We start from the raw sequence: 18,155 nt of genomic DNA, 5'->3' as shown, positions 1-18,155 counted from the left end.
GGTTCTTCTATCAAAAAAAACATAACTAAAGATCTACTTAAACAAAAGGTAAGGAGTCCTGTTTCTAGTATGATCAATAATGATACTCCAATGACAAAATCAAAATTACAAACACGCAGCGATATTGAAAAATTAGTGCGTACATTTTATAGTAAAGTTCAAAAAGATGATTTGCTGGGTCCTTTTTTTAATGCCATGATTAAAGGTGATGAAGAGTGGGAGAAGCATTATGAACTTTTAACTGCTTTTTGGGAGCTTAACCTGATGGAGAAAAGAGGATTTGATGGTAATCCGGCCAAGGCACACCACGGAGTAGATAAGGTTTTTAAACAAGCAATAACAACCAAACATTTTGATAGGTGGGTGAGCCTGTGGAGCGAAACTTTAGATAGTTTATTCGAGGGTGAAATGGCTGATAAGGCAAAAATGCGAGCTCAAAATATGGCCAAGGGTATGTATAAAAAGATCCTGGAGCAACGTCCTGGTGGTTTTATTTTACCGGGTAATCCTTCAGATATTAAGTTTGGTTAAATAAAGTAATTGAAGTACTGAATAAGAGGTTGAGAGTTTGAAATAATGACTATTACTGTATTGCAGGTGTGCTTTATTTGAGCGCGACCTTGATTGTGGCAATTGTTTATTAATAAAGGATGTTATATAGCATTCGATTCGCTATTTAATATTTTTATTTAATCTTAATAATTACTTATTTTTGCGACTTAATAAGCAAATAATCCACTTATAACTGAATGATAAATCAACAATGAACTTAAAATATGCTTTGTTGTTAGATTGACGAACGAGAGTTAAAGTTAAATATGGCTGAAGATCAAGATAAAATATTAGAAGAAGTAACCGGTGGGGAATATAAATATGGGTTTTACACCGATATCGAGATGGAGGAGTTCCCAACAGGATTGAACGAGAACATCGTGCGTTTGATTTCGGCGAAAAAGAAGGAGCCTGAGTTTATGCTTGAGTTCCGATTAAAGGCTTTTCGTCATTGGTTAACCATGAAAAAACCTGATTGGGCGCAACTGAATATCCCAGAAATCGACTTTCAGGATATTATTTATTATGCGGTGCCTAAAAAGAAACCTGAGCTTGAAAGTATGGATGAAGTAGATCCTGACTTAAAAGCGACTTTTGATAAATTAGGTATTCCATTAGATGAGCAAAAAGTGTTAGCAGGCGTAGCGGTTGATGCCGTAATAGATAGTGTTTCGGTTAAAACAACTTTTAAAGAAACCTTAGCAGAGAAGGGCATTATTTTTTGTTCCATTAGTGAAGCGGTTCAGGAGTACCCTGACTTGATCAAGAAATACCTTGGTTCGGTTGTGCCTCATCAAGATAATTATTTCGGAGCTTTAAACGCTGCTGTATTTAGCGATGGCTCATTTGTTTACATTCCAAAAGGCGTTCGATGCCCAATGGAGTTGTCAACATATTTCCGGATTAATGCTATCAACACAGGACAGTTTGAACGTACCTTAATTGTAGCCGATGAAGATAGCTACGTAAGTTACCTTGAAGGTTGTACAGCTCCTCAGCGCGATGAAAATCAATTGCATGCTGCCATTGTGGAAATTGTGACCTTGGATCGTGCAGAAGTAAAATATTCAACCGTTCAAAACTGGTATCCTGGTGATAAAAATGGGGTAGGAGGTATTTATAATTTCGTAACTAAGCGAGCTCTTTGTAAAGGTGACTACTCAAAAGTAATGTGGACACAGGTTGAAACTGGATCTGCAATAACCTGGAAATATCCGAGTTGTGTGTTGCAAGGAGATCATTCTGTAGGTGAATTTTACAGTGTTGCTGTTACTAATAATCATCAGCAGGCCGATACAGGAACCAAAATGATTCACTTGGGTAAAAATACCCGAAGCCTCATTGTTTCAAAAGGTGTCTCAGCGGGTAAGAGTCAGAATAGTTATCGTGGTTTGGTTAAGGTTTCTAAAAAAGCTGAAAATGCCCGTAACTTTAGTCAGTGTGACTCATTGTTGATGGGTGATAAGTGTGGAGCTCACACATTCCCTTACCTGGAAATTGCCAATAATTCGGCCAAAGTAGAGCATGAAGCAACAACTTCTAAAATTGGAGAAGACCAAATATTCTATTGTAATCAGCGTGGAATGAGTACAGAAGATGCTGTTGGCTTAATTGTTAATGGCTATGTAAAAGAAGTCATCAATCAATTGCCGATGGAATTTGCTGTTGAAGCGCAAAAGTTATTGCAAATTAGCCTAGAAGGTAGTGTGGGTTAATCCACCAATTAGTTAAATAAAGTAGAAACTCATTATAGTAACAATATATGTTAGTCATAAAAGATTTACACGCCAAAATAGACGACAAGGAAATATTACGAGGTATTAACCTTGAAGTTAAACCAGGCGAAGTACATGCCATTATGGGGCCAAATGGCTCGGGTAAAAGTACTTTGTCATCTGTATTGGCAGGAAATGAGAAATTTGAAGTTGTAGAAGGTGAGGTCTCTTTTAACGATAAGGACTTACTTGATTTAGCACCTGAAGATCGTGCTCGCGAAGGTTTGTTTTTGAGTTTTCAATATCCGGTAGAAATACCTGGTGTTAGCATGGTTAACTTCATGCGTACAGCTGTTAATGAACATCGTAAGTATGCCGAAAAAGATCCGTATACAGCAAGTGAGTTTTTGAAGTTGATGCGTGAGAAGAAAAAGTTAGTTGAGATAGACTCAAATTTAACTAATCGCTCAGTTAACGAAGGATTCTCTGGAGGTGAGAAAAAGAAGAATGAAATTTTTCAGATGGCCATGTTAGAGCCAAAACTAGCCATACTTGATGAAACCGATTCAGGTTTGGATATTGATGCTTTGCGCGTTGTGGCAAATGGTGTTAATAAGTTGAAATCGCCAGAAACATCTACCATTGTTATTACGCATTACCAACGTTTGCTTGATCACATTGTGCCTGATTTTGTACATGTTCTTTATAAAGGTCGCATTGTAAAATCAGCAGGTAAAGAGTTAGCCCATGAGTTGGAAGAAAAGGGTTATGATTGGATTAAAAAGGAGTTTGAAGATTAATATTTTAGTAATGAGTGCAGAGTAGTGAGTACAGAGTTTGGACTTACTCTATATTTATCAGGCAAAAAAAGCTTGAGACTTTGTACTTGATACTCAATACTAAATTTTGAGATTATGAATAAAACTTGCCGAATTGTTAATCTGCAAGAAGAATATAGCCAGTTGTACAAAGAGAATCTTTCTCTTTTGGAAAATGGGGCACCTGAAAAAATGAATGCTTCAAGGGCTAAGGCTTTTGATTTGTTTGTTGAAAAAGGAATTCCTTCGAACAAGGTAGAAGAATATAAATACACCAATTTACAGCCGTTTTTTAAAGGATCGTTTGATATCGCTCTTTCATCTGATGCGGCTTTGGAAGGTGCCGCAGAGAATTTTAATTGTGGCGTACCTGAATTGGATACACACAATGTTTTTTTAATAAATGGGTGGTTCGCTAATCAGGATGATTGTAATCAATTGCCAAAAGGTGTTGTCGTAGGCAGTATTCGCGAGAAAGCTGAGCAATATCCTGAGGTGTTTGAAAAATATTACAACGAAAATACTCCCAACAACCTGGATGCCATGGCAGCAATGAATACTGCTTTTGCGCAAGATGGTGCATTTATTTATGTGCCAAAGGGTGTAGTTGTTGAGAAGCCTATTCAGTTGGTAAATATCATGTCAGGTGATAACGACCGCTTGGTGTTTCAACGAAACTTAATTGTTGTGGAAGAAAATGCACAAGTAAAGGTGATGCTGTGTGACCATACCATCTCTCCTCAAAAGTTTGTGATTAATAACTTAACTGAGGTGTTTGTTAAAGAGAATAGCGTGTTTGATATTTACAATGTGCAGAATCAGCATAACTTGACCACGCAGGTTTCTGGTATGTATGTGCATCAAAAGAAACATTCTAATATTCTGACAAACAACTTGACTTTACATTCTGGTGTTACACGTAATAATATTCGTGTAACCATGGATGATGAGCATTGCGAGAGTCATGTGTATGGATTGTATCTAAGTGATAAAAACCAGCATGTGGATAACTTCACATTTATCGACCACGCAAAGCCTAATTGCCAAAGCTTTGAGCTGTTTAAAGGAGTGATGGATGATTCAGCTTCTGGAGCTTTTACGGGACGCGTATTGGTACGTCCTGATGCGCAACAAACCAATGCGTATCAGAGTAACAATAACTTGTTGTTAACCGATAATGCAAAGATTAATAGTAAGCCACAGCTCGAAATTTATGCTGATGATGTTAAATGTAGTCATGGTGCCACAGTTGGTCAGTTGGACGATGAGGCCATGTTCTATTTGAGAGCACGTGGAATCAACCAAACGGAAGGGCGCATTTTATTGATGTTTGCATTTGCTTACGAGGTCATCGAAAAAATTCGGGTAGAACCTTTGAAAGAGAATATCAGAAGCTTGGTTGAAAAGCGTTTCAGAGGAGAGTTTGATAAGTGTGATTCATGTGTAGTATGTGGTCAGCAAGGTAGTAGCGTGAGTTGCTTGTAAACAAATTGTAGGTCTTGCTTCAAGCAATCTGAAGCTATAAAATATCGAAGACACTAAGATCTCAAGTGAAATATGCTTGTTGCTCTTTGTGTCTTTGTCGTAAATTTAATTCTTATCCAGATGAGTATAAATATTGAACAAATTCGCAGTGATTTCCCCATATTAAAGGAAACAGTTCACGGAAAACCATTGGTTTATTTGGATAACGCAGCAACAACTCACAAACCGCAAGTTGTGATTGATGCTGTTTCGGAGGTGTACGAAAAATACAATAGTAATATTCATAGGGGTGTTCATCACTTAAGTAATGTTTGCACTCAAGCGCATGAAGATGCTCGTGGTAAAGTACAGCAATTTCTTAATGCTAAACATTCCCATGAAGTAGTTTTTACACGTGGCACAACCGAGGCTATTAATTTGGTGGCTCATTCTTTTGGCGAAACTTTTTTAAACCAAGGCGATGAAGTTTTAGTCACTCAGCTGGAACATCACTCTAATATTGTGCCTTGGCAGTTGCTTGAGAAGCGAAAAGGCATCGTGCTAAAGTATATTCCAATTAATGAGTCTGGAGAATTAATTTTGGATAATGTTGATGAGCTAATCAATGCTAAAACTAAGTTGGTATCTCTTGCTCATATTTCCAATGCATTGGGAACCATTAATCCGATTAAGGAAATTATTAGCAAGGCACATACTTTGGGTATTCCTGTGATGGTTGATGGAGCGCAGGCAGTACAGCATGTTGAGGTAGACGTACAAGCATTGGATTGCGATTTTTACGTTTTTAGTGGTCACAAGCTTTATGGACCAACGGGTATTGGTGCTTTATACGGAAAAGAGGAATGGCTAAATAAAATGGAGCCCTATCAGGGAGGTGGCGAGATGATCAAAACCGTATCTTTTGAGGGGACGAGTTATAACGAATTGCCATTTAAATTTGAAGCAGGGACGCCTGATTTTAGTGGCTCCGTAGGTTTGGGTGCAGCCATTGATTATGTGAATGCCATAGGATTGGATAATATTGCGCAATATGAGCAAGAATTATTAGATTATGCAACGGAAAGGCTTTCAACGATTCCTAATATTCGATTTTTTGGTACAGCAAAGCAAAAGGCAAGTGTGATCTCTTTCCTCGTGGGAGACATTCATCCCTTTGATTTAGGTACCATGCTTGATAAAATGGGGATAGCTGTGCGTACGGGTCATCATTGTGCTCAGCCACTTATGCAATTTTTTAATATTCCAGGAACTATTCGTGCTTCTTTTGCAATTTATAATACCAAAGATGAGGTTGATAAATTGGTAGATGGTATTAGTAGAGTGGCTCAGCTGTTTGGTTGATTCAGTTATAATTATCAATTTTGCACAGCATTTATAAAGATGAACGACATCATGACAATAAACGAGGTACAAGAAGAAATCGTTGAAGAATTTGCTTCTTTTGATGAGTGGATGGATAAATACGCTTATTTAATTGAGATTGGTAATGACTTGGAAGGCTTTAAGGATGAATGGCGCTTAGAGCAAAACCTGATAGAAGGGTGCCAGTCTAAAGTGTGGGTTTATGCCGAACTTGTCGATGGAAAGATTAATTATTCAGCTGATAGTGATGCGATTATTACAAAGGGTATTATTGCTTTGTTAATCCGTGTTTTATCGGGTCGTACGCCTGATGAAATTTTAAATACTGAACTATCATTCGTCGAGAAAGTAGGTCTTAAAGATCACTTATCGCCAACGCGTTCAAATGGTTTGTTATCAATGATGAAACAAATGCGTTTGTATGCTGTTGCTTTTAAAGCAAAGCAAGGTTAATAAACTTGTTTTGAATAAGAGAAATTAATGTAAAACATTGTACTGTGCCTATGGCATGGAGCACTATATTCAAAAAATGGGAAACGAGTTTTTACAATTGGAAGGTGAGGTAATTAATGTTATAAAAACAATTTTTGACCCCGAAATTCCTGTGAATGTTTACGATTTAGGATTAATATACGAGATTGATATTGATGAGGCTGGTAAGGCACGTATTGTTATGACATTAACATCGCCCAACTGCCCCGTGGCAGAGTCATTGCCTGAGGAAGTACATGATAAGGTAGCTGAGATTGATGGCATTTCAAGTGTAGATTTGAATCTGACTTTTGATCCACCATGGACAAAGGATATGTTATCTGAAGAAGCCTTGTTAGAATTAGGGCTTTTGTAAAGTTTTACTCAAAAAATATATAGAAAGCTCTCCTGTGGGGAGCTTTTTTTAGTCAATCAATTCTTTTGAAAATCATATTTATATAAATGAAACCATTATATATTAATCTGAATAAAAAGACATCAGTCAACTACCTCCGTTTATTGTTAGGTATTGTTATGATGGGTGCCACTGTGTATATTCAATTCTTCTCAGCTATCACACGTTTTCATCCTTATCAGTTGATTTTATTGTTTTTGTTTGGGGTTTATTATGCCATTATGGGAGCGGGGTTAAACCTCATGAGTTTTATGTCTCGTTCTTTTATATTAGTTGATGATGAAGGTTTTCGTTCAAAAACTAGCATGTTTGCCAAAAAGAAAGAAGTTAAATGGAGTGATGTTAAGGAATTGCAAATTAATATCACAGCCATCAGAATTAAGCTTATTGATTCCGAATTTCAATTTGAATACCAATTTCTTGATGAGGAAGTAGTTTACGACTTAAAAACATCGTTGGTGCATCAGGCGAAGACTCATCAAATTACAATTGTTTAATGAGCATCATCAATCTGGCATATCAGCAACAAATAAAAGAAAAAGCCTTTGACTTGGGGTTTTCTGATATTGGTTTTTCAGTTGTTGATCATTTGGCTGATGATGAGCTAAAGTTGCAACAATGGCTCAGTAATGGTCATCAAGCAGGCATGAATTACATGAATAATCACTTTGATAAGCGTGTTAATCCAGGTTTATTGGTTGAAGGTGCTAAAAGTGTTATTTCTGTATTGCTTAATTATGCCCCTAAAGAATTACAACAAGATGAAAATGCTCCTAAGATAGCTCGCTATGCCTATGGAAAAGATTATCATTTTGTTATTAAGGATAAGCTGCAACAACTTTACAATTTTATAAAAGAAGAGATTTATACTTCCCTTGAAGGTCGTGTTTTTACCGATTCTGCTCCAGTGCTGGATCGTGCCTGGGCAAAAAAAGCTGGCTTAGGTTGGGTTGGAAAAAACACAAACCTGATTCATAAAAAATTAGGCAGTTATTTTTTTATAGGGGAGCTAATAAGTAACCTTGAAGTACAACCCGCTGAAGAAATAAAGGAAGCCTGCGGCGGTTGCCAGCGTTGTATCGATGCTTGCCCAACTGGTGCATTGGTTGCACCCTATAAATTGGATAGTAATAAATGCATTTCCTACCTCACTATAGAGCATCGCGAGGCCATTCCCGAAGAGTTTGAAGGGCAGTTTGAAAACTGGGCATTTGGCTGTGATATCTGTCAAGAGGCTTGTCCGTGGAATTGGAAAGCCAGGCCAACAAAAGAAATGGAGTTTGCACCACACCCTGACTTCTTATCATTATCAAAAGAGGAGTGGAATGGTTTGAGTGAAGAACGATTTGTGGAAGTGTTTCGAAAATCAGCCCTTAAACGAACAAAGTTTGCTGGACTAAGGCGGAATTTGAAATTTTTAGAATAGCACAAAAAAAACCGGCACAAGGCCGGTTTTCTATTATTAATCAAGTTTCTTTATGCTTTATCCGGATAGTACCCTTTGATTATACCTCGCTGAGAATTACGAACAAACAGGATAATTTCATCACGCTCTTTCGATGCAGGCATTTCCGCTTCAATGCGTTCAATCGCTTCTGAGTTATTCAGACCCATTTGGAATAAGTAGCGGTAGATGTTCTGAATATCGCGAATCTGATCATTGCTAAATGTACGACGGCGCAAACCAATTGAATTAACACCAACATAAGAAATACGCTCGCGTCCAGCTTTTACATATGGAGGAACATCTTTACCAATTAAAGTACCGCCAGCAACCATTACATGGGCACCGATGTGTACAAACTGGTGAATGGCTGACATGCCGCCAATGATAGCAAAGTCATCAATAACTACTTCACCTGCTACCTGAACTGCATTTACCAGAATAACATTATTACCAATAATGGCATCGTGGGCAACATGCACATAAGCCATTAAAAGGCAGTTGTTACCAACTACTGTTTTTCCTTTAGCTTTTGTCCCACGGTTAATTGTTACAAATTCACGTATTGTTGTATTGTCTCCAATTTCAACAGTGGTGTCTTCCCCAACGAACTTTAAATCCTGTGGTACAGCACCAATTACAGCACCTGGGAAGATATTACAGTTTTTACCAATGTGCGTTCCTTCGAGTATTGTTACGTTTGAACCAATTCGGGTTCCCTCTTCAATAACAACGTTTTTGTCAATTGTTACAAAAGGTTCAATAACAACATTGGGAGCAATTTTAGCGTCCGGATGGATATATGCCAATGGTTGTTTCATTTTACAGTTGTTTTAATTCTATATTCTTTCCTGTCCAAAAGAGAATATATCTATTTGGTGTATATTATTTGTTTTTAATCACTTGTGCCATAAACTCTCCTTCAGACACAACGGTGTCACCTACAAAAGCTGTGCCCTTCATGTTAGCCATACCTCGTCTGAATTCAGTTAAAAGCTCAACCTTAAAAAGAATTGTATCGCCAGGAACTACTTTTTTGCGTAGTTTAACATTGTCTATTTTTAAGAAATAAGTACTGTATGCAGAAGGATCTTCAAGTTGATTCAAAATATAGATGCCACCTGCTTGTGCCATGGCTTCAAGTTGCAGTACCGCTGGCATAACTGGCTCATCTGGAAAGTGACCCACGAAAAATGGTTCGTTCATGGTTACATTTTTTACACCTACAATTGACTTTTCTTTTAAGTCAATAATTTTGTCAATTAACAAAAAAGGAGGACGGTGCGGTAACATCTTTTTGATGTCGTTAATGTCACATACTGGTGGTATGTTCGGGTCGTAAACCGGTGCTTCTGGTTTTGAAGCACGTTTTTTAATTTCTTTTCGTACTAATTTGGCAAACTCAACGTTAGCCATGTGTCCAGGTCTATTCGCTATAATGCGCCCTTTAATGGGGAGACCACAAAGCGCTAAGTCGCCAATAACATCCAATAATTTGTGTCGGGCTGGTTCATTAGGATAAACTAACTCAACATTATTTAAGATGCCAGTTGGCTGTACCTCTACGTGAGGTTTGTTAAATAAGTCAGCTAGTTTGTTTAGATCTTCCTGACTAATTTCTTTATCAATAATGATAATGGCATTGTCTAAATCACCACCCTTAATCAAGTTGTTTTTTAATAAGGGCTCTAACTCATGTAAAAATACAAAAGTACGACATGCCGATATTTCACTCTCAAAATCATCTAAATTGTCGAGTGTAGCAAACTGATTTGATAAGATCAGCGATTTGTCGAATGATATCTTAACATCAGCACTAAACTCATCATCAGGCAAAGCCATGATTTTAATGCCTCGTTCTTTATCCTCAAATACCATTTTTTCTTTGACAACAAAGTATTTGCGCTCGGCATCTTGTTCCTCTGTTCCTACTTTTTTAATGGCTTCTAAAAAGAATTTTGAACTACCATCAAGTATTGGCGCTTCAGGTCCATCTACCTCAATTAAGCAGTTGTCAACCTTAAGAGCGGTAAGAGCAGCTAAGCAATGTTCAATGGTACTTACTTTAGCATCACCTTTTTGAAGTACTGTTCCTCTTTGTGTAAAGGCTACATTATCGGCTAATGCATCAATTACTGGCTGCCCTTCTAGGTCAATTCGTTTGAATTTATAACCGTGATTAACAGGAGCTGGCATTAATGTAAAATTTACTTTTACTCCTGTGTGTAAACCGGTTCCTGATAAGGTAACCGAATCCTTTATGGTTCTTTGTTTTTCAGTCATTCTCTTGTGCTTCTTCAATCAATCGTTTATGAGCAAATATACCTTATTGCTCAATTCGCTTATTTAGTTCGTCTATTTGCTTTTTCAACGCAGGTAAGCGTCTAAATACAACATACGAACGGTGGAAATCTCCCATTTCCATATGCGGCGAGCCAAATAATACTGCTCCCTCTTGTTTTATTGTTTTACTTATGCCTGTTTGCGCTCCAGCCTTTGTGCCATTGGCTAGTGTAATATGGCCTGCAACTCCAACCTGGCCACCAATCATACAGTCTTTACCAAGTTTGGCAGATCCGGCTATGCCGGTTTGGGCTGCAATAACTGTATTCTCACCAATTTCAACATTATGCGCAACTTGTATGAGGTTATCTAACTTAACTCCTTTTTGTATTATTGTAGAGCCCATTGTTGCTCTGTCGACAGTGGTGTTAGCGCCAATCTCTACGTAGTCTTTCAGGATTACGTTACCAATTTGTGCAACTTTTTTATATTCATTACTCGCACTTGGGGCAAAGCCAAAGCCATCACTTCCAATAACAGCGCCTGAATGGATTGTGCAGGACTGTCCAATACTACAGTTTTTATAAACCTTTACACCAGGATGTATCGTTGTATTGTCCCCAATTTTCACATTGTCTCCAATGTAGGTCTGTGGGTATATTTTTACATTATCGCCAATAGTTACATTTTCACCAATGTAAGCGAAAGCACCAACGTAAATAAAATCTCCAACTTTGGCTGTTTTATCAATAAACGATGGTTGTTCAATGCCTGTTTTTTGTGGCTGACTTTGCTCGTACATCTCAAGTAATTGAGCTAGCGCCTCATAGGCATTTGGTACACGTATAAGTGTTGTGTTAATTTCTTGTTCGGCTTCAAAGGACTCATTAACAATTACTACATCTGCTTTTGTAGTATATATATAATGATTGTATTTAGGGTTGGCTAAAAAGGTAAGCGTCTCAGGTTTACCTTCTTCAATTTTAGATACATTTTTAACAATCGCATCCTCGTTTCCTTCTACTTTGCCGTTTAATAATTCGGCAATCTGACTGGCAGTAAATTCCATTTATTACATTGCTTTGTTAGTCAGCTCTTTGTGAATGCATCTGCTTAATAATAATGTATTAAGTAATTTAGATGATTAACGAGCTATACGTCAAAAAATTTGGTGCAAATCTAGTAAATATATTTTGCTTTAGAAAAGTGACTCGTCGCTTTGTAATTTGTCATCGATGCACTTTGGATAGCATACGTAATGTTTTCTAACTGTTTTTCCTAAAACCGATAGGTTAAGCATGTCTGATGCTTGTGAGATATCTTTCAAAACATTGTTATTAAATAAGATTTCTATTTTATCATCTTTAATACTATAAGCGTTGTTGGTAATTGTGTTGGAATATACCATGTAATCAAGCTCTTTGGCGGTTTTTAGTTGGTATTCATCTTTCGTATATGTTTTAATTTTCTTTAATGTTTCTGGTTTGAATGGTTTGTTCTCAATTCTCATTCGCCATAGTTGTCGGTTGATAAATCCTTTCGAAAGAGCCGATAATATAGGATCACTGTGATTAGTCCATACTTTAATGGAGCACATAATGTCATCATCATCCAGAAGAGCAAAGTTATTTAGTATTTCAATGTTATTGTCGAAATCTGCAATGCTTAGTTTGCGCTCAATAAAAAATGCTAAATGTGGAGGTGCGAATACATCAATTCCTTTAGAGATTAAAAATTTTGCACGTTTTAAAAGATGTACCAGCATTTGTTCAGCTGCCATTGCAGTTTTGTGCAAGTATACTTGCCAATACATTAATCGTCTTGCGACTAGAAATTTTTCAATTGAGTAAATGCCTTTCGATTCTATCACTAATTTGTCATCTACTACATTTAGCATTTTAATAATGCGATCAGAACCAATTACGCCTTCAGAAACACCTGAAAAAAAGCTGTCACGTTTTAAATAATCCAAACGATCCATGTCTAATTGACTAGATACAAGTTGATGCAAGAATTTTTTTGGATATGAATTGTTGAAAATGGAAATAGCCATCGTAAGTTGACCATTGTATTCTTCATTCAACTTCTGCATAAAAATTTGTGATATTTCTTCGTGCGAAACTTCCACAAGGGAGTGTTCAAGCACATGACTGAAGGGGCCATGTCCAATGTCGTGAAGTAAAATTGCCGCATGTACTGCTAAAGATTCCTCTTTAGTTATTTCGTGTCCTTTCGACTGTAATGTTTCAACGGCCGAACTCATTAAGTGCATTGCACCCAAGGCGTGTTGAAAACGCGTGTGCATGGCTCCAGGATATACTAAGTGAGTTAAACCTAATTGTTTGATCCTTCGTAATCGCTGGAAATAAGGGTGTTCGCTTAAGTCGTAGAGTAAGTCGAAGGGTACTTTAATAAATCCATGAACGGGATCGTTTATTATTTTTCTTTTATTCAAAATTGTACAGTATTAGTCACAGGCAATATACAAAATACATTTACTTAGAGAAGTTTAAATACAGCTATTTACTCAATAATTTGCTGGATAAGTGTTTGATAAGCTATAGGAAATTGGTGTTTTTTGCTAGTGTAGCATTCGCTTATATTATTTGGAATAATGCACCTGAATAACTATCTTTGCGCTTGATTTACCGAAGGGAATGACTTAGGGGGCACATTAGTCCCCTATTTTATTAGACTAAAATATGATTACAGAATCAATAATAAAAGAATTAATTAACGATAAGCTTCAGGCCGATGAGATGTATCTTGTCGAACTAAAAGTGGAACTCGGTAATAAAATACAAGTCATTATTGATCATTTTAATGGAGTACCTATTAGTTATTGCATTGAGCTAAGCAAGTCGATAGAAGCTGGTTTAGATCGCGAAGCTGAAGATTTTGAATTAGAAGTAGCTTCTGCAGGAATAGGACAGCCTTTTAAAGTGAAGCAGCAATACATCAAGAATTTGAATCGTGAAGTTGAAGTTTTAACAACTGAAGGCATTAAATTCAAAGGTAAACTTGTTGAAGTTAAAGAGCACGATTTTAGCGTTGAAGTTGAAGAGAAAGTGAAAGTTGAGGGGAAGAAACGCAAGGAATTGCAGGTGCGCAAGGTAAATTGTAAATTTGAAGAAGTAAAACAGGTAAAAGACATTATATCTTTTTAAATATTCCTTAGAGTATGGAAAATATTAATCTGATAGATACGTTTTCAGAGTTTAAAGAACTCAAAAATATTGATCGTGCAACCATGATCAGTGTGTTGGAAGACTCATTTCGAAGCGTATTAATTAAGCGTTTTGGTACAGATGAGAATTTCGATGTCATCATTAATGATGATAAGGGAGACTTTGAAATTTGGCGTAATCGCGAAGTGGTGAAAGAAGAAGACTTAGAAGATGAGAATCTTCAGATTTCACTTAAAGAAGCGAAGAAAATTGACGAAGATTATGAGCTAGGAGAAGAAGTGACCGACGAAGTTAAGTTTCTTGACTTTGGACGTAGAGCTATTCTAAGCCTTCGCCAAAACCTTTCTGCACGTATTTTAGAACTTGAAAAAGATAATATTTACCACGCATATAAAGATAGGGTTGGAGATATTGTTACAGGCGAAGTTTATCAAATTTGGAAGCGTGAGATTCTAATTATTGATGACGAGGGTAATGAACTAATCTTACCTAAAACCGAGCAGATTCCATCTGATTTCTTTAGAAAGGGTGATAATGTAAGAGCTGTTGTTGTGAAAGTTGAAATTCGCAACAATAATCCACTAATCATTTTATCAAGAACATCTCCAGTATTCTTAGAACGACTATTCGAATTGGAAGTTCCTGAAATTTTTGATGGATTAATTACAATTAAAAAGATAGTACGTGTTCCAGGTGAAAGAGCTAAAGTAGCTGTTGAATCTTATGACGAGCGCATTGATCCTGTTGGAGCTTGTGTTGGTATGAAAGGATCACGTATCCACGGAATTGTACGTGAGCTTAAAAATGAAAATATTGATGTGATTAATTTCACAGCCAATACGCAATTATTTATTCAAAGAGCGTTGAATCCAGCCAAAATCACTAATATTAAATTGGTTGAAGAAACAGGAAGAGCAGAAGTTTATCTTCGCCCTGAAGAGGTTTCTTTAGCAATTGGTAAAGGTGGTTTAAACATCAGGCTAGCCGGTCAGTTAACAGGTTACGAATTGGATGTTTATCGCGAGGCAGATGAGGATGATGAAGATGTTACCTTGGATGAATTCTCTGATGAAATCGAAAGCTGGGTGTTAGATGAACTTAAAGCAATCGGTTGTGATACAGCAAAATCTGTACTAGATCTATCGGTAGAGGATCTGGTTAAAAGAACTGATTTAGAAGAGGAAACAATTCGCGAAGTTAGGGGTGTATTAAATGCTGAATTTGAATAATTCGCTATATTTGCCCGCAAAGAATTGAATCCGAACAAAATAAAACGATAAGAAGAGTCCTGTTATATGGCAGTTGGAAAAAGACTTAGTAAAGTAGCACGAGAGTTCAATGTTGGACACCACACCATTGTGGAATTCTTGCAAAAGAAAGGTTTCTCCCTAGAAACCAATCCGAATACAAAAATCTCTGAAGAGATGTATTCACTTCTTTCTCAGGAGTATCGTGGCGATTCGCATGTTAAAAAGGAATCGGAAAAACTGGCTAAACTGAAAGAGAAATCGAAGAAAGAGTCGATTTCATTATCAGATATTAGAGATGATATCGAGCCAGAAAAAGAAAAAGAGAAGGCGGCAGATGTGCCGACTGCCAAGGACGAGAGTGGCCCTAAAGTTGTAGGTAAAGTGGATTTAGAAGCCCTTAAGCCTAAAAAGAAAGAGGAAGTCGCTAAGCCTGCCGAGAAAAAGGTAGAGCCAAAAGTCGAAAAGAAAGAAGAGAAGGTTGTTGCTCCACCTAAAGCCGCTCCAGCAACGGTGGCGGAAGAGAAAAAGGTAGAAAAGAAACCTGCTAAAAAACCAGAACATATACCAACAAAGGTTCAGCCTGTTGAGGATATGAAAGTGGTTGGTAAGATTGATTTGGAAAGCAAGCCTAAAAAGGTTGCTGAAAAGCCAAAAAAACAAGAAGCACCAAAGCCCGTGGAAGCCAATAAACCGGCGAGTGAAAAGAAACCAACGAAAGTTGAGAAACCAAAAGCTCCCAAAGCACCAGAAGCTCCTGTAAAATCTGCAGCGCCAGAAAAAACAGAAGCTAGCGAAAAACCAGAGGTGAAAACCGAAGGAACTGATGCCTTTAGACCTACTCAGGTTAAAAAGTTGTCTGGCCCCACAGTAATTGGAAAAATCGAATTACCTAAAGCCCCTGTTAAATCTTCAGATAATAAAGATGCTAACAAAAACGCTAACAAGAAGCGTAAGCGTAAGCGTATTAAGAAAGATAAGGAGAAGGTTGATTTAACCTTGAAGCCACAACAAGGAGGTGATAAGAAGCCAGCAGGAGCAGGAGGAGACCGTAAGGATACTCGTCAGAGAGTGCGCCCTGCACGTGTTAAAAAACGTCCGATTAAGGCAGAGGTTAACGAAGAAGATGTACAAAAGCAAATTAAAGATACTTTAGCACGCTTAACCTCAAAAGGTAAAAACAAAGGTGCTAAACACCGTCGTGAAAAACGTGAAGCTCAATCACAGCGTCAACAAGCTGAGATTGAAAAAGCAGATCAGGAAAAGTCAATTTTGAAAGTAACAGAATTTGTTACGGCAAATGAATTGGCAAACATGATGGAGGTGCAGGTAAACCAGATTATTGCTACCTGTATGAGCTTAGGTATGTTTGTGTCAATCAACCAGCGATTAGATGCTGAGACACTTGCATTAGTTGCCGAAGAGTTTGGTTATACGATTGAATTCGTAAGTGCCGAAGTTGTTGAGTCAATTCAAGAGGAAGTAGATAGTGAGGAAGATTTAATTGATCGTCCACCAATTGTGACTGTAATGGGACACGTTGACCACGGTAAAACTTCATTACTTGACCACATTCGTAGTGCGAACGTAATTGCTGGTGAGGCAGGGGGTATTACCCAGCACATTGGGGCTTACAACGTAACTCGCGAAGATGGTCGTCAGATCACTTTCCTTGATACACCAGGTCACGAAGCCTTTACGGCCATGCGTGCTCGTGGTGCACAGGTTACCGATATTGCTATTATTATTGTGGCAGCTGATGATAACGTGATGCCTCAGACGAAAGAGGCGATTAATCACGCTGCAGCGGCAGGTGTACCTATTGTATTTGCAATTAATAAGATCGATAAGCCAGGTGCTAATCCAGATCGTATTAAGGAAGAACTTGCACAAATGAATTACTTAGTTGAGGACTGGGGTGGTAAATACCAGTGTCAGGAAATATCAGCTAAGAATGGAGTTAATATAGAAGAGCTTCTTGAGAAAGTATTATTAGAAGCTGACTTACTAGAAGCAAAAGCTAATCCTAACAAACGAGCTGTAGGTAGTGTTATTGAATCATCACTTGACAAAGGTCGTGGTTACGTAACTACATTATTGGTTCAGAGCGGAACAATGCGTGTTGGAGATATGATTCTATCAGGTTCGCATTATGGTCACGTTAAGGCCATGTTTAACGAGCGTAACCAAAAGGTTGAAGAAGTAGGTCCATCAGAACCAGCATTAGTGCTTGGTTTAAATGGTGCACCACAAGCTGGTGAGCGTTTCAATATAATGGAAGATGAGCGTGAAGCGAAAGATATTGCTACTAAACGTGAGCAGTTACAGCGTGAGCAGGGTATGCGTACCAAAAAGCATATTACGCTTGATGAAATTGGTCGTCGTATAGCAATTGGTAATTTCCAGGAGTTGAATGTGATTGTGAAAGGTGATGTGGATGGTTCTATTGAAGCATTATCTGATTCCTTAATTAAACTATCAACAGAAGAAATTCAAGTGAATGTAATTCACAAAGCTGTTGGTCAGATTTCAGAGTCGGATATCATGTTAGCAACCGCTTCAAATGCGATTGTCATCGGATTCCAGGTTCGTCCATCAATAACAGCGCGTAGAATTGCTGAGAAAGAAGAAATTGATATTCGTCTTTACTCAATTATATACGATGCCATTGAAGAACTTAAATCGGCGATGGAAGGTATGTTATCTCCTGAAATTAAAGAGGAAATCACTGCAACTATTGAAATTCGCGAAACCTTTAAAATCTCTAAAGTTGGAACGATTGCAGGTTGTATGGTTAGAGAAGGTAAGATTAAGAGAACGAATAAAATACGTTTGATTCGCGAAGGCATTGTTGTTTACACTGGTTTACTTGGTTCTTTAAAGCGCTTTAAAGACGATGTGAAAGAAGTAGCAAATGGTTACGAGTGTGGTTTGAACATTGAGAAATACAACGACATTAAAGTAGGCGATATTGTAGAAGCTTACGAAGAGGTTGAAGTAAGTCGTAAACTATAAGAATTTTAATTCGATATATTAAAAGAGGGTGTCCAAAATTACGGCATCCTCTTTTTTTATGTTTTAAAATTGAATCGCGTTTGTTAATATGCTATACCGCTGAGAGGCTGTAGTTGAGCTGGTATTTTGTTTTAAAGCTAGATATGGAGGCTATTATTCG

The 18,155-nt window shown here is 37.5% G+C and carries 16 protein-coding genes; 12 read left to right on the top strand and 4 right to left on the bottom strand.

Translation table 11 applies throughout. From position 1 onward, the window contains the following. Positions 1–90 precede the first annotated feature (90 nt). The 9 genes from FNN09_RS17515 (at position 91) to queG (ending at position 8,244) form a co-directional block, all read left to right on the top strand. The gene (locus FNN09_RS17515; RefSeq protein ID WP_143303780.1) at positions 91–531 is read left to right on the top strand and encodes a group III truncated hemoglobin; all 441 of its coding nucleotides are present in this window, start codon (positions 91–93) and stop codon (positions 529–531) included. Positions 532–818: 287 nt separating this feature from the next. Next, positions 819–2,267, top strand: coding sequence for a Fe-S cluster assembly protein SufB (sufB, locus tag FNN09_RS17510; protein WP_143303779.1), 1,449 nt, complete (start codon positions 819–821; stop codon positions 2,265–2,267). A 47-nt stretch (positions 2,268–2,314) separates the two neighbouring features. Continuing rightward, the gene (gene sufC / locus FNN09_RS17505; RefSeq protein WP_143303778.1) at positions 2,315–3,067 is read left to right on the top strand and encodes a Fe-S cluster assembly ATPase SufC; all 753 of its coding nucleotides are present in this window, start codon (positions 2,315–2,317) and stop codon (positions 3,065–3,067) included. A 114-nt stretch (positions 3,068–3,181) separates the two neighbouring features. After that, positions 3,182–4,570 carry a Fe-S cluster assembly protein SufD gene (gene sufD, locus FNN09_RS17500; protein WP_143303777.1) on the top strand — a complete coding sequence of 463 codons (1,389 nt, stop codon included), beginning with the start codon at positions 3,182–3,184 and terminating at the stop codon, positions 4,568–4,570. A gap of 120 nt (positions 4,571–4,690) precedes the next feature. Then, positions 4,691–5,911: an aminotransferase class V-fold PLP-dependent enzyme gene (locus FNN09_RS17495; protein ID WP_221932526.1), complete on the top strand. Its 1,221-nt coding sequence runs from the start codon at positions 4,691–4,693 to the stop codon at positions 5,909–5,911. 51 nt (positions 5,912–5,962) lie between these two features. Next, positions 5,963–6,385 carry a SufE family protein gene (locus FNN09_RS17490; protein ID WP_143303776.1) on the top strand — a complete coding sequence of 141 codons (423 nt, stop codon included), beginning with the start codon at positions 5,963–5,965 and terminating at the stop codon, positions 6,383–6,385. 76 nt (positions 6,386–6,461) lie between these two features. Further along, on the top strand, positions 6,462–6,779 hold the full coding sequence (locus tag FNN09_RS17485) for an iron-sulfur cluster assembly protein (protein WP_143303775.1): 318 nt from the start codon (positions 6,462–6,464) through the stop codon (positions 6,777–6,779). 86 nt (positions 6,780–6,865) lie between these two features. Continuing rightward, positions 6,866–7,315: a hypothetical protein gene (locus FNN09_RS17480; protein ID WP_143303774.1), complete on the top strand. Its 450-nt coding sequence runs from the start codon at positions 6,866–6,868 to the stop codon at positions 7,313–7,315. Continuing rightward, entirely contained in the window at positions 7,315–8,244 is a 930-nt protein-coding gene (gene queG, locus FNN09_RS17475) for a tRNA epoxyqueuosine(34) reductase QueG (RefSeq protein WP_143303773.1), read from the top strand. Before FNN09_RS17480 ends, queG begins: the two co-directional genes overlap by 1 nt. Positions 8,245–8,294: 50 nt before the next feature. Here queG and lpxA read toward each other — a convergent pair whose 3' ends face one another. From lpxA to FNN09_RS17455, 4 genes are all read right to left on the bottom strand, one after another. Beyond that, positions 8,295–9,083 (bottom strand): acyl-ACP--UDP-N-acetylglucosamine O-acyltransferase, encoded by a 789-nt coding sequence (lpxA, locus tag FNN09_RS17470; RefSeq protein WP_143303772.1) that lies wholly within the window; start codon positions 9,081–9,083, stop codon positions 8,295–8,297. A 64-nt stretch (positions 9,084–9,147) separates the two neighbouring features. Beyond that, entirely contained in the window at positions 9,148–10,545 is a 1,398-nt protein-coding gene (locus tag FNN09_RS17465) for a bifunctional UDP-3-O-[3-hydroxymyristoyl] N-acetylglucosamine deacetylase/3-hydroxyacyl-ACP dehydratase (RefSeq protein ID WP_143303771.1), read from the bottom strand. Positions 10,546–10,588: 43 nt separating this feature from the next. Then, entirely contained in the window at positions 10,589–11,614 is a 1,026-nt protein-coding gene (gene lpxD, locus FNN09_RS17460) for a UDP-3-O-(3-hydroxymyristoyl)glucosamine N-acyltransferase (protein WP_143303770.1), read from the bottom strand. Between the two features lie 129 nt (positions 11,615–11,743). Beyond that, positions 11,744–13,000, bottom strand: coding sequence for an HD domain-containing protein (locus FNN09_RS17455; RefSeq protein WP_143303769.1), 1,257 nt, complete (start codon positions 12,998–13,000; stop codon positions 11,744–11,746). Positions 13,001–13,247: 247 nt separating this feature from the next. On the opposite strand from FNN09_RS17455, the gene rimP reads away from it, so the two are divergent. From rimP to infB, 3 genes are all read left to right on the top strand, one after another. Next, positions 13,248–13,712 (top strand): ribosome assembly cofactor RimP, encoded by a 465-nt coding sequence (gene rimP, locus FNN09_RS17450; RefSeq protein ID WP_143303768.1) that lies wholly within the window; start codon positions 13,248–13,250, stop codon positions 13,710–13,712. A gap of 14 nt (positions 13,713–13,726) precedes the next feature. Continuing rightward, the gene (gene nusA / locus FNN09_RS17445; RefSeq protein ID WP_143303767.1) at positions 13,727–14,962 is read left to right on the top strand and encodes a transcription termination factor NusA; all 1,236 of its coding nucleotides are present in this window, start codon (positions 13,727–13,729) and stop codon (positions 14,960–14,962) included. A gap of 66 nt (positions 14,963–15,028) precedes the next feature. After that, positions 15,029–17,995: a translation initiation factor IF-2 gene (gene infB, locus FNN09_RS17440; RefSeq protein WP_143303766.1), complete on the top strand. Its 2,967-nt coding sequence runs from the start codon at positions 15,029–15,031 to the stop codon at positions 17,993–17,995. Positions 17,996–18,155: the final 160 nt, after the last annotated feature.

Origin of the sequence: Carboxylicivirga sp. M1479, assembly GCF_007097485.1 — a bacterium.
GTDB lineage: Bacteria > Bacteroidota > Bacteroidia > Bacteroidales > Marinilabiliaceae > Carboxylicivirga.
This window is presented reverse-complemented; position numbering and strand designations above follow the sequence as displayed.